Source organism: Shewanella sp. MBTL60-112-B2, assembly GCF_019655055.1.
GTDB lineage: Bacteria > Pseudomonadota > Gammaproteobacteria > Enterobacterales > Shewanellaceae > Shewanella.
The window spans coordinates 24,552-38,133 of record NZ_BPFA01000012.1 but is presented as its reverse complement, the minus strand read 5'-3'; the positions used below and the strand labels follow the sequence as shown (position 1 = coordinate 38,133).

The 13,582-nt window shown below is 43.7% G+C and carries 11 protein-coding genes; 7 read left to right on the top strand and 4 right to left on the bottom strand.

Annotation, left to right across the window (positions count from 1 at the left end; genetic code table 11):
• Positions 1-805: 805 nt before the first annotated feature.
• From K5Q73_RS09700 to K5Q73_RS09685, 4 genes are all read right to left on the bottom strand, one after another.
• A complete protein-coding gene (locus K5Q73_RS09700) occupies positions 806-2,017 on the bottom strand; it encodes a cell wall metabolism sensor histidine kinase WalK (RefSeq protein ID WP_220760553.1) in 1,212 nt (403 codons plus the stop codon).
• Entirely contained in the window at positions 2,014-2,712 is a 699-nt protein-coding gene (locus K5Q73_RS09695; RefSeq protein ID WP_220760551.1) for a response regulator transcription factor, read from the bottom strand. Before K5Q73_RS09695 ends, K5Q73_RS09700 begins: the two co-directional genes overlap by 4 nt.
• Before the next feature lie 41 nt (positions 2,713-2,753).
• Positions 2,754-3,122 (bottom strand): hypothetical protein, encoded by a 369-nt coding sequence (locus tag K5Q73_RS09690; protein ID WP_220760549.1) that lies wholly within the window; start codon positions 3,120-3,122, stop codon positions 2,754-2,756.
• A gap of 89 nt (positions 3,123-3,211) precedes the next feature.
• A complete protein-coding gene (locus tag K5Q73_RS09685; RefSeq protein WP_220760547.1) occupies positions 3,212-3,766 on the bottom strand; it encodes a PepSY domain-containing protein in 555 nt (184 codons plus the stop codon).
• A gap of 345 nt (positions 3,767-4,111) precedes the next feature.
• Here K5Q73_RS09685 and K5Q73_RS09680 point away from each other — a divergent pair, with 345 nt between their 5' ends.
• The 7 genes from K5Q73_RS09680 to cmoM all read left to right on the top strand — a co-directional run bounded on the left by K5Q73_RS09680 (position 4,112) and on the right by cmoM (position 13,159).
• A complete protein-coding gene (locus K5Q73_RS09680) occupies positions 4,112-4,519 on the top strand; it encodes a LexA family transcriptional regulator (RefSeq protein WP_220760545.1) in 408 nt (135 codons plus the stop codon).
• A gap of 2 nt (positions 4,520-4,521) precedes the next feature.
• Positions 4,522-5,775: a Y-family DNA polymerase gene (locus K5Q73_RS09675; protein WP_220760543.1), complete on the top strand. Its 1,254-nt coding sequence runs from the start codon at positions 4,522-4,524 to the stop codon at positions 5,773-5,775.
• A 214-nt stretch (positions 5,776-5,989) separates the two neighbouring features.
• Complete coding sequence (locus K5Q73_RS09670) at positions 5,990-7,039, top strand: HlyD family secretion protein (protein WP_220760541.1); 1,050 nt, start codon at positions 5,990-5,992, stop codon at positions 7,037-7,039.
• Position 7,040: 1 nt separating this feature from the next.
• The gene (locus K5Q73_RS09665) at positions 7,041-8,585 is read left to right on the top strand and encodes an MDR family MFS transporter (protein WP_220760539.1); all 1,545 of its coding nucleotides are present in this window, start codon (positions 7,041-7,043) and stop codon (positions 8,583-8,585) included.
• Between the two features lie 434 nt (positions 8,586-9,019).
• Positions 9,020-10,285, top strand: a complete 1,266-nt coding sequence (codB, locus tag K5Q73_RS09660) for a cytosine permease (protein WP_220760538.1) — start codon at positions 9,020-9,022, stop codon at positions 10,283-10,285.
• A gap of 10 nt (positions 10,286-10,295) precedes the next feature.
• Positions 10,296-11,591, top strand: a complete 1,296-nt coding sequence (locus tag K5Q73_RS09655; protein WP_220760536.1) for a cytosine deaminase — start codon at positions 10,296-10,298, stop codon at positions 11,589-11,591.
• 770 nt (positions 11,592-12,361) lie between these two features.
• Positions 12,362-13,159, top strand: a complete 798-nt coding sequence (gene cmoM / locus K5Q73_RS09650; protein ID WP_220760534.1) for a tRNA uridine 5-oxyacetic acid(34) methyltransferase CmoM — start codon at positions 12,362-12,364, stop codon at positions 13,157-13,159.
• The last annotated feature ends 423 nt before the right edge of the window (positions 13,160-13,582 follow it).

Sequence of the window (13,582 nt, the reverse complement as noted above, 5' to 3'; positions counted from 1 at the left end):
TCTTAATATTTTATTTTGACTATTTCATATTGTCATATGTAAACATACGGCAGTTATTACAATCGATTTTAGACTCGGAATGCTCTCTGTGACACGCGAAACTTCTTGTCTAAATAAATATTGAAGCAGTTAACACCTATCCTTAGGTTAAGAGTCTATAGATAAATCGAGGGTCCACTTGAACCCTAAGTACGTTGATCTTTATGGCCGAATCTGCATGACGAAATGTGAACGCTAGAGTACACTTTCATCTATTAATCAACTGCCATTAACTTTAGTCAATTAAAAAACAGAATGAAAGACTACGCCAACCTACTTACATCAGCATTGTTCGCATCGTTCATTATCACTATTTCTACCGCTATTTTTATTAGCGCCATCGATAGTAATTTTATTTTACTCGTCGGATTATTTGGCTTTTTGACATATGGCACCACACTGAGCTTTATTTGGTATTGTATTCATAAATTTTTTTTTGATTCAGCTCGTAGTTTCTCTGCTCATAGCAAAAGCGCCATACTGAGCACATCTACCGTCATTATAATAAACACCATGGTTATTTTATACGCAGAGATAATGGATGGTTGGCTACTTTGGGGGGCTATACCTTTTATTTTAGCTGGTTCTATATGCACCTTATTTATCTATAAACACATTCACCTTAGCGAGACGGATAATTTTGTGTCATCCATATCCGCTGGGAATGGGGGCAGTCGCGACTGACGATAAAACGTCATTTAGACTCAGAATTAATAGCATCAATTGCTATAGTTCACCTATCTCACTGATGCTATGACTGTCAGCATCAGGCACCTTGTTTTGGCATTGTGATACACACTCCTAGGCCGGGCTTACAATCGTGTAAAACAATAGTGCCGTGATGCAAACCCGCTATGGCTTTTGCCAATGAAAGGCCAAGCCCCAAGCCACCGTCGGTACGGCTTTTATCAACACGATATAAACGCTCAAAAACACGCTCCCTTTCTGTCTCAGCAATACCGAGCCCATTATCTTCAACCTTGAGCCAAACCAGTGACGATTTATCATCCGCGCCGCAGCTTAGCTTGATCACACTGCCTGCAGAGCAATATCGCAGCGCATTTTCTATCAAGTTGGCAATTTGCTGGATCAGTAGTTCTCGATCGCCTTGGATTAACAAGGGTGATTGCGCTTTGTGGATCTGCAACTGCATTTTGGCATCTTCGGCTACATCGACATAAATTTCGGCAACGGTATCAACAATCTGGCTTAAATCAGTAGTCATAAAGCGGCTTCGTCTTGCGCCTGACTCAATTTGAGTAATACGTAACAGGGCATCAAAAATAGAAGCAAGGCGTTGAGAGTCAGCCAAGGCATGCTCTAGTTCATTGTTAAAGCTCTGACTGTGCGCAACCTTTGATACATCGGCCTCGTCACGTAAGGTAAGTAAATTGTGTCTTAAACGCGTGATCGGTGTTTTCAGTTCGTGGGCTATATTGGAGGAAATATCGCTCATCGCCGCTACAGAACCTTGTAAACGTGAAAGCATCTCATCTACTGATACGGATATTCTCGCCAGATCGTTGTAGGTGTTTTTCTCGCCCGTCCGTGCAGACAAATCACCGTCTGCTGCCGCGTTCAATACTTGCTCAATACGAGATATTCGCTGCTGACTGATACGGCTCATCGCGACAACAATGGCTATGGTAAAGAGTGATACTAAAACGCCTGCAAGAATAAAACCTGTGGTAAGCACTGCGATAATATCGTCATCTTCAATCGGATCGTCGTCGATATCGTGTTTATCACCAGTTGCCCGCAGCTTTGATTCTTTAACGAGCTCACTGTTCTGTTGACCCAGTTCATAGTCGACATAGAGAATGGTTACGCTAGCCATCAGCACAAGACTAAATAGCGACACCAGAACAAACATCACACCTTGCTGGGTTGCAGAGCTTTTCATCCATAGTGGTAGTCGGTTAACGATTTGCTGAAGTGAGATTTTATTTTTCAATATCTCAAGCAGTCTGCGTTTCATTTGGCCTCCTCAATGTGTCGATGTTCTAACTTGTAGCCAGCGCCTCGCACGGTTTGGATCAGTGTGTCGCCAAAAGGCTTCTCTATTTTGTTTCTAAGACGACTAATGTGAGTTTCGACAACGCTAGTTTGAGGATCAAAATGAATATCCCATACATGCTCAAGCAGCATTGTACGGGTGATCACGCGGCCAGGATGACGTAAGAACAATTCTAAAATACGAAACTCTTTAGGCTGCAAATCCAACAGCTTACCTTGACGTGTTGCGGTATGTTCAAATAAGTTTAATACCAGATCGCCAAAAGTTAGCTGCGGTTTAGTATCGGTTGATGTCAATCCGGACCGGCGAGAAAGTGCGCTAACACGCGCAAGCAGCTCAGAGAATGCAAATGGCTTAGTAAGATAATCATCACCTCCGGCTTCTAATCCTTGCACACGGTCATCCACCCCGCCTAAGGAGGTTAAAAATAAGATAGGTGTTCCTATTTGCGCAGCTCTAAGTGCCTTAACCAAAGACAAGCCGTCGAGGCCCGGCAACATGCGATCGACGATTGCCACATCAAAGTGTTCCGTCATGCATAGGCTCATTGCATATTTGCCGTTTTCTGTCACCTCGACTTGATGGCCTGCTTCACGCAGTCCTTTTTCAACAAAACTGCTCAGACTCACATCGTCTTCAACCAGTAACACTCGCATGACGGCTCTCTCTCAGATCATAGGGGTAACGTCGTTGCCGCTTAAACCGCAACGATAGGGGTATTTTGTTGTTCAGTTGGCGTTGGTTCTGCCACATCACTTGGCATGGTTTCCGCTTTATGCTGTTGGTATTTCATCATAATCACCGCTGCGATACCAGCTAATAAGCTCGCGCCCAGCGTAACCAATCCTAGTATGAAAAACAGAGAGAAAGAGGCTAAACCAAGCAGTGCTTTTGGTCCATTCTTACTCAGGCTTTTAAGCTTTGATGGTATGTTTGACGACCACAGTTTTGATTTGTTGAGCCACTGTTTCGATTTACTAATGCAGCATTTGACGCTGTTTGACCAAGACGTCGACCTTTTCGAGCAAGGCTCAGCTTCTTGGTTGGTATTTGTTGATTCAGTCATTAGATCTCCTTGGGGTCATCAAAGATCACCCCTTTTTTAGCTAGTCATTGTTCGGTTCAAGTATTCGGCTCAAGTGTTAAACGAGAGAATTATTTGCTCACCGCTGTTGTCAATGCATTCACTTCAGTTTCAACTTGCTTACCATTGACAGTCATCAACTTGATTTCATAAGAAATATTACCGTGATCATCATCGAGTTCAACGCTCCACGCTTTAGCGCTAAATTGTACTTCAGCTTGCTTAACAACATCTTCAATCGATAAATACTGGCCACTGTTCAAGCCTGATAAGTACAGTGCATCTTCTAATTTATCATCAGCGTCATAATCATCATTATGACTACGATTGCCTGTTAAAATAACATCACCGGTTTGTGTGTTGATTGCGGTATAAATCTTCTTACCGTTTTTACCGATTAATTCAATTTCATAGAAAACCTGTCCCATTTTCATTTCACGTTCGGCTTCAATCGTTACGCCACCCGTGTTGGTTTCAGCCAATGCGACAGCTTGAAGTAAAGAGACAGTGTCTTGATTCAATGATGTTGGAGCATCATCTGCATTTGCAGAGCCAGTAGCCATCATGGCGCTCAGTCCAAGCAGAGTTGAAATAGTTGTTGTTTTAAAAACTGATGTATTGTTCATGGTTAAATCCTCATTTGTTTTAATACAGACAAGGTGCTTCCCTGTCGATGAGGCTACTTTACTTAAGAGAGCTTTCCGCAAGTTTTCCTGAACTATACAATTTTGTAAGGTTTCAAGGCTAAACCATATTACAAGAGATAGGATTAGTGTTCCTTCTCTAACAGAGGCGGTTCTAATACCAATATTATTGCTGATATTTAGCATGCCTCCCTATATTTAGCTTACCTCGCCGCCTTTCACGTATTCAATCAGGTCACACTGCTCACAGAACGTGGTCATGCTTATTGCGCAAAATGATACAAAACCACTATACTGTATAAATGTACAGTTAACGTGTTTTTTTAGATGAATATCATCCCAATTGCCGCCAGTGCTGGCATTACAGGCTTTGAATCTCCCGCTACCGATTACCGGCAACTGCCGCTAAGTCTTGATGAATTGCTGATAGAGCACCCAAGCTCGACCTTCATTGGATTGGCAAATGGCGACTCTATGCAAGGTGTAGGCATCTTTGATGGCGACATTCTGATTGTTGATAGGCATGTTGATGTGCGAAATCAAGATGTTATCGTGGCGAACTTCAACGGTTCTTTTGTATGCAAGATTATCGATAAGGTGAACCGATTACTGCTGTCGGCCAATGAGTCTCATATGAGCACGCCTATTCTCGAGCACGATACCTTTAGCGTTGAGGGCGTAGTGATCCGCTCTATTCGCTGCCATCGCAAAAGCCCTATTTTAGAGAACGACTAACCATGTATGCGCTTGTGGATGCCAATTCCTTCTATTGCAGTGCCGAACAGGTGTTTAGGCCGGACTGGCGTAACCGCCCTATCGTGGTGCTCAGTAATAATGATGGCTGTATTGTTGCTGCCAATCGATTGGCCAAAGAGGCTGGAATAAGCAAATTCGGCCCCTACTTTGAGGCGAATAAACTGTGTGAGCAAAAAGGTATTATTGCGCTTTCCTCCAATTATGAGCTTTATGGTTCACTCTCTACTGCCATGATGGAGGTGATTGGCCGTTTTGCGCCTGAGCAGCATATTTACAGTATCGATGAGTCGTTTCTGTCATTTAAACATTGTTACCCAGCCATCTCTTGCTTAACACAGCACGCGCTAAAGCTGAGACGGGCTGTGTGGAAAGAAACAAGGCTACCGGTTTGTGTGGGGATTGGCTCGACGCTAACACTGGCAAAGGTGGCCAATCATGCCGCCAAGAAAATCGCCGGATATAACGGTGTGTGCACTATTACTTGTGATGAGCAACTGGTTGTAATTTTAAAGACCATGAAAACAGATGATGTATGGGGAGTCGGCAGAAAAATAGCCAAGAGGCTTGCCGCTATGAACATTCATAACGCTTTTGCCTTGTCACAAATGAAACCCGGCATTGCCAGCAAGCAATTTAGTATCGAGCTTGAACGTACCGTTCGTGAACTAAATGGTGAAGTGTGCAAAACTTGGGATGAAGCCCGTGCCGATAAAAAACAGATCTTTTCAACCCGCAGCGTCGGTAACCGTGTCACCGACTTAACTTCCTTGTGTCAGGCGTTAAGCAAGCATGCTTCAACCGCTGCAGCAAAGGCAAGAAGCCAAGGTTCGCTATGTAAAAGCATGCTGATTTTTGCTTCCAACTCGCCTTTTGATGAGCAGCCCGGCGGATTTAAGTTTGTTCATCATTTTAATTATCCAACAAATGACACTTGTGAGCTGATTGAAGCTGCAACTCGGGCGGCTATTGTTAGGTTTAACCCCGCTATTCGTTATTACAAAATCGGTGTCGGGCTCATTAACTTGTGCAGTGAGACCAACCTGCAGCAAGATCTATTCGAAAGTTGCAGAAACCCTAATAGGATGCAGGTGTTAGATAGTATTAATGCAAAATACGGCACTGACTCTCTGTTTTTGGCGGCTCAGGGGATCTCGCAGAAATGGGGCATGCGCAGAGAGATGCTAACCCCCCAGTATACGACTCGTTGGCGCGACATCCCTTCAATAAAGTGTTAACCCAGCACTAACAGTAAAGATAAGATGCTTAAATGTACCCTCGTCACAGTATTAAATCGATTTCACTTTTGTGCTTTTTTAGGCACTTACATTGTGACGACTACAAACAGGGTCTAATATTTGTTGAAACCAATAAATACCTAGCCGTGCAATGAGTTATTTAACCCTCGTTGCCGGCTCGGCTTATTATCACTAAGCTAACTGGGTTAAACAAATGAGCGAAAATCCAACGCAAGCAGCAGAGCCAACATCCCATGTCCTACGTAATCTTATTGTCGCAACCATCGTGGTTGTTATTTTAGTTACTCTCAGCTATTTCTATATTCAGCATCAAAAAAATTACCCAAGCACCGATGACTCCTATGTACACGCGAATATTATCTATATCGCTCCACAAGTCAGCGGCAAAGTGATCAGTGTTAATGCAGCTGATTATCAAAAGGTTAACCAGGGTGACTTGCTGATGCAGATTGACCCCGCGCCCTTTCAGGCGAAACTCGATGAAGAGCGTGCAGCCTATGAGGTTGCGCTACAAAATAACGCCGCCACCGATGACGCCATCCTTGCCGCCAGCGCGAATGTGAAAAGTGCTGTGGCTCAATTGTCAGATGCTCAAATAACCCATAAGCGTATTAAAGATTTAGTAGGTAAAGAGTTGCTACCTGCCCAGCAACTCGATGATGCTAGCGCCAAATTGTCTGCTGCAGAACAAAGCGTCATCGCCGCACGCGCAACCATGACTCAGCTTATTAAGTCCCAAGGAGCGCAAGGTGACGCCGCGCCTGAAGTGAAAAAGGCTGCAGCAGCACTTAGTCAGGCAAGCTTGTCACTTTCATACACTAATATTTTTGCTCCTAAAAGCGGCCATTTAGGCAAGTTAACTGCCCATGCTGGTAGTGTTGTATCCCCAGGGCAAGCACTGGTGCCTTTGGTTGAGGCGAATACCTATTGGGTTCAAGCGAACTTTAAAGAAACACAGCTTGAGCGTATTAGCGCTGGTCAAGTCGCCACAATTACATTAGACCTTTACCCCAAAGTGGATTACCACGGCACCATTGAAGCGATTTCTCCCGCCAGCGGTTCATCTTTTTCTTTGTTACCTCCAGAGAATGCAACGGGTAATTGGGTCAAGGTCCCACAGCGTTTTCCGGTATTAATCCGCCTAACCAATGAAAGTGAACACCCTGACTTTCCATTGCGAGTGGGGGCTAGTGCTAACGTAAGCATTAACACGGTTAATAGCCCATCTAAGCAAGAGCAGTAACATGAGCGATAAATCAGAAACTATGCCTGCTGCTGATGATAGCCAGGTACTGAGTGAAAGCAGTCGCAAACTGGTGACGTTAGCAGTAATGCTATCGGCCATCATGGTGTTGCTCGACATGACTATCGCTAACGTTGCCCTGCCACATATGATGGGCGCATTGGGGGTCACTTCGGATCAAGTCACTTGGGTATTGACCTCCTATTCTATGGCTGAGGCGATTTTTATCCCACTAGCCAGCTTTTTGGCCCTAAAGTTTGGTATTCGAAACTTACTACTCATATCAGTCAGTGGGTTTATAGTCAGCTCGGCACTTTGCGGCCAGGCTGATACCATTGCAGAAATGGTGACCTTTAGGGTAATGCAAGGGGCATTTGGTGCTTCGGTTATCCCGCTTTCTCAATCAATCATGGTGCAGATCTATCCTGCCAATCAGCGTGGTAAAGCGATGGCACTGTTTAGTGTCGGTGTTTTGCTTGGACCCATTTTAGGGCCTACTCTGGGTGGGATCATTACCGAAAATATGGATTGGCGCTGGATCTTTTACGTCAATCTCCCCGTTGGTGCTATCTGCCTTACGCTGATTTACTCTTTTGTTAAGCTCAGTGGTAAAGGTAAACCTAAAATAGATTGGCCAATCGTGATTGCAATGACCATAGGTATTGGCCTACTACAGATGGTGCTCGACCGAGGTAATGATGAATCTTGGTTTGAGTCCAATACCATCTTGTTTTCAGCCATTATTAGCGCCATTGCGATTATTTTCTTTGTTGCGCGCTCTTTCATAACTAAGAGTGAAATTGCCCCCGTTTGGTTGTTACGAGACCGTAACCTTGCCATGTCTTGCCTGGTGATGGCGGGTTTCTCAATGGGCATGTTTGGCATTACTCAGTTACAGCCTATGATGTTAGAGCAGCTGTTAAATTACCCGGTAGAAACCACAGGTTTTGCCATGGCTCCCAGGGGACTTGCCTCAGCATTTGTGCTACTGATGATGGCGCGTTATATGGATAGGATTGATGCGAGATTATTGATAGTCATTGGTTTAAGCCTTAATGCACTCGGCACCTATTTGATGACGCAATACTCCCTTGAGATCAACATCTATTGGATTTTACTGCCAAGTATTATTCAAGGTGCCGGAATGGGATTAGTTTTTGCCCCACTTAGCCAGTTGGCTTATGCCACACTCGCCCCCAAAGGTACCATCGGCGGTGCTGTGGTGTTTAACTTATGTCGTACCATCGGCGGCTCTTTCGGGATCTCGATCGTTAACACCTATTTTTTCCGCACCCAGCAGCGCGAATGGAACGAATTAGGCGGCGCACTTTCGCCAACCAATCCGGCTTTACAACAGGCTGCACAAGCTCAAGGAACAACCATCACCGATCCGACATTTTTGGCTCAGGTGCAAAATATGTTACATCAACAATCGACCCTGACGGCATTCGTATTTACCTTCGGCTTCCTTCTGGTTTCTTATTTATGTTTAATTCCACTGTTAGCGTTATTTAAACCCAAGCCCAAGATCGAACCCGCTCCTTAACCTAATTGATGATCTTGATTAGCTGCAAGTAAAGCGTCTTCTATAAGGACGCTTTACTTTTTTTGCTCCATAATGATGTTGATAAAGTGCACTTAAGAAAGGATTTGTATCGGTCTGGTTTTGAGTTGAAGTCGCTAATACAAACTCAAACATAGGTTAATAACTACCGCGCCAACCGCCACGCAGTTAACAAGCAAGCCTTACTTCCCCATATTTAGCAGTGTTCAGCAACTAAGTATTAGCTTATATCTTACGTGCCTATTACCTTTATTTTTATTTATACGAATAGCCTCGAGATTTGCTTGACTCTTTATTTGTAATCACTAAACTACGCGCCGTTTGCCCGACGTGTAGCTCTACAGCCCTTGCTTAGCCGCAGGTTTCAGCACTTTAGGTAAGCCGTGTATTTTCTTTATTCTATCCAAGGACAATAAATGGCAAGCGATAATAATTACAGTCTAACCCCAGTTCCTATCTCGGCGCGCAAAGGGGTGCTTTCTCTGACAATGGTGATGTTAGGGTTAACCTTTTTTTCAGCGAGTATGTGGACCGGAGGAACGCTCGGCACCGGCCTCTCTTTTAATGATTTTGTTCTTGCAGTTCTTATTGGTAATTTAATTCTCGGTATCTATACTTCTTTTCTTGGTTACATCGGCGCTCAATCTGGCCTCTCTACTCATCTCCTCGCGCGTTACTCTTTCGGTTTAAAAGGTTCCTGGTTACCCTCGCTGCTTCTCGGTGGCACTCAAGTTGGTTGGTTTGGTGTTGGCGTGGCCATGTTTGCTATTCCGGTACAAAAAGCCACAGGCATAGATACCAACCTACTGATTATTATCTCGGGTCTACTCATGACCTTCACCGTTTACTTCGGTATTGGCGCAATTATGATTTTATCAGCCATTGCGGTTCCTGCTATTGCCCTATTTGGTGGTTTCTCAGTACTACAAGCGGTTGACACTATGGGCGGCATGCAAGGCCTAATGGCGGTTACGCCTGAAAACCCAATCGATTTTAATACGGCATTGGTACTGGTTGTCGGCTCATTCATCTCTGCCGGTACACTCACCGCGGATTTTGTTCGCTTCGGTAAAAACCCTAAAACTGCCGTGTTTGTTACCATGTTTGCTTTCTTTGTTGGTAACTCGCTAATGTTTATCTTCGGCGCGGCGGGCGCTGCGGCAACTGGTCAAGCAGATATCTCTGAGGTGATGATTGCTCAGGGACTATTAATCCCAGCAATTATCATCCTAGGTCTTAATATCTGGACCACCAATGATAATGCGCTTTATGCTTCGGGCTTAGGCTTTTCGAACATTACCGGATTGCCAAGTAAGTATCTGTCGATTTTTAACGGCGTGATCGGCACCCTGTGTGCACTATGGCTATATAATAACTTCGTCGGTTGGTTAACTTTCCTATCGGCTGCCATCCCACCGATTGGTGGCATAATCATCGCCGATTACTTACGTAACCGTGAGAAATATAAAGACTTCGCCAATGCTAAGTTTTCAACGGTAAATTGGGCCGCCATTAGCGGTGTCGTGATAGGCGTGCTAGCTGGTCACTTATTACCAGGCATAGTGCCAATTAATGCCGTACTTGCGGGTGCTATCAGCTATTTATTAATAGATGAGGCGCTAAAACGCATCAATAAACAAAAATTAGTTAAATCAGATTGTAAAAATGCTACCAATGCATAAGGAAAACACCATGCCATCAGCAAGTATGTTGATCAAAAATGTGACTCTAAAAGGTCAAGAAGGCCTTCAACAATTGTTGATTGAAGACGGTAAGTTCAAAGCGATTGCTGCTATGACGCAAAGCATCGAACTTCCAAGTGCCGATGCTTTGCAAGTAATTGATGGTGAAGGCGGCATGGTTGTGCCACCATTTTGTGAGCCTCATGTTCACTTAGATACCACTCAAACCGCTGGTGAGCCGAGCTGGAATATTTCAGGTACCTTGTTTGAAGGCATTGAGCGTTGGTCTGAGCGTAAGTCGATGCTATCGATTGAAGACGTAAAATCGCGCGCTAAGCAAACCTTAAAGTGGCAGATTGCTAATGGTATTCAACACGTTCGTACTCATGTTGATGTGTCTGATCCGACTCTTATTGCACTTAAAGCCATGCTTGAAGTAAAAGAAGAGATGAAAGACTGGGTAGATATTCAGATTGTGGCTTTCCCACAAGAAGGTATTTTATCTTACCCGAACGGTAAAGAGCTGCTTGAAGAAGCGGTAAAGCTAGGCGCAGATGTAATTGGCGCCATTCCGCACTTTGAATTTACCCGTGAATACGGTGTAGAGTCTCTGCACTATGTGTTTGAACTTGCGCGTAAGTATGACCGTTTAATCGATGTTCACTGTGATGAAATTGATGATGAGCAGTCTCGTTTTGTGGAAACCGTAGCAGCCCTTGCCCATAAATATGAAATGGGCGAGCGCGTAACAGCAAGTCACACAACGGCAATGCACTCTTACAATGGCGCGTACGCTTCACGTTTATTCCGTTTGCTTGGTATGTCAGGGATTAACTTTGTTGCCAACCCGCTAGTGAATATTCATCTACAAGGCCGTTTCGATGATTATCCTAAGCGTCGTGGTATTACCCGCGTGAAAGAGATGCTTGCAGCCGATATTAACGTCTGTTTTGGTCACGATGATATTTTTGATCCTTGGTATCCACTAGGCACTGCTAACATGCTGCAGGTGCTGCATATGGGATTACATGTGTGCCAAATCATGGGCTACGATCAGATCAATAACTCACTTGAGCTGATCACTAACAAGTCGGCACGTACCCTAAATATCCAAGATAACTATGGTATCGAACTGGGTAAGCCGGGTAACTTGCTTATCCTACCTGCGGATAATGGATTCGATGCTCTGCGCCGTCAGGTGCCAGTGCGTTACTCTGTGCGACAAGGTAAGGTTTTAGCTGAAACTCAAATTGCACAAACGCAAATTCACTTAAGTGAAACTGAAGACGTGACTTTCCGTCGCTAAAACGACTTGCTATAAAGGAATGCTCAAAATAAGGCTTTAAACAAGATGAGGTCTTAAAATGAGTCGCTTTTAAAATAGCAGCGTCAAACAAGAGTGTTAATCCTATGGTGCACGATTTCTATTGAGTGCCGACAATAGAGTTACCGCTCTTTTTTTTACCCAACAATCTTTACCTGCTAACTTTGCTTACTATTTATAGCCTCAACGGCTTGCATACCGCTTCTTACATCAAGGTTTGTGAAGCCTAAAATTTGACAATGAGCCATTGCTTAGCAAAGCTTCTATTGCTGATTGTAGCCCCATTTACTCGTCCTCTATTTGCTAAGTGACAGCTAATGGTCATGCTGACTTTGATTTTGTCCACCAGCATTCAAACTAAATTTATGTTTGTAGTTGTTACGCATCTTATCGTTACTTGCTGCCTATTTTTACTTTTATAGTAGTGATGCACATGTGAATAACATGCCTTGTTAGAGCAATTAGAAAACTATGACCATGTAAAGCCTATTCGTTATTTATGCACTATATATGCAAAAACAAAAATATAACCCCGGGATATTTTTAACCTGTATTCAAATTTATGGGTACTTATGCGGCTCACGTATTTAAGATAGAAATGAAAACGCCAAATATCACAACTCATTTATGACCTTTTCCTTGCAATGACGATTTTATTTGCGCTCATCCTGTGAGAAAATCTGCGCCCGCGTATTATAGAAACCTGACATCAGCAACATGCCACACGTCAAGTTCAACCGAAGAAGACTGCTGTGAAACAAGATAGAAATTTTGACGATTTAGCTCATAAGTTTGCCGCGAGCATTTACGGCACCGCAAAAGGTGAAATAAGACAAACAGTGGTATGGCAGGATATTGAACAAATTTTATTAGCCTTAAACCCTAATCAAGACGTCCACCAGCACAAGCAGGTGCTTAATGTACTCGATGCGGGCGGCGGCTTAGCGCAGTTGTCGCAAAAAATTGCCGCTCTAGGCCATAATATCAGTCTTTGCGATCTTTCCAGTGAAATGCTGTTGCTGGCAAAGCAAGACATCAGAGAAAACCAACTGCTGGATAGGTATCAGTTTATTCATAGCCCGGTGCAGAATGTGGCAGAGCATCTTAATGAGCCTGTCGATTTAGTCCTGTTTCACGCGGTAATGGAATGGTTAGCAGAACCGATTAGCGCGTTATCTTCGCTTTGTGAGCAGGTAAAGCCCGGCGGGATCATCTCGGTGATGTTCTACAACTATAACGGCTTACTATTTAAAAATTTAATCTGTGGTAACCTTAACCATGTAGAACAAGGCATGCCGCATCGTAAACGCTTTAAACTTCAACCTCAGCAAGGTATTAAGCCGGATTTAGTTTATCAATGCTTAGAGCAAGCTGGCTTTGAGATCATAGGGAAGACAGGGGTTAGAACATTTCATGATTATATGCAAAATCATGATATGGGCGATTTTAGCTTCGAGCAGATCTTAGCGATGGAGCAAAAGCTGTGTAGGCAAGAGCCATTTTTGTCATTAGGTCGCTATATTCATGTGTATGCGCAGAGAAAGAACTAGACTTGCTAGTACTGAATTATCGAAACGAATGTTTCATTTAAATGCGGTTAATTAATCCGCATTTAACATTCGTTTGCTAAGCTGTAACCGTTTAAAGATGAACTGAATGTGGACTAGTTTATCGGGTTTGAATACTAGCTTTTAACGAGTGACTACAGCGCAGTAAATACAAGCCCAACAGACTGGTATGATAAAGGTTATTTCTCTAAGGAGTGGCTGTATGCTTATCGATACTCTGTTAGTACTTAAGTGGTTTGGCTTAGTGATTTTCTATGTTGCGCTCGTTCGACTTTGCTATAACAACTAACGTGAATGATTCGGCTGATTTTAGTGGCTGTACGGATGATTGAATAACCTTGTAGCAAAAATGACCAAGGTTATTCAACTGAACCTGACGATATACCAGCGTGCTATTTAATTAGT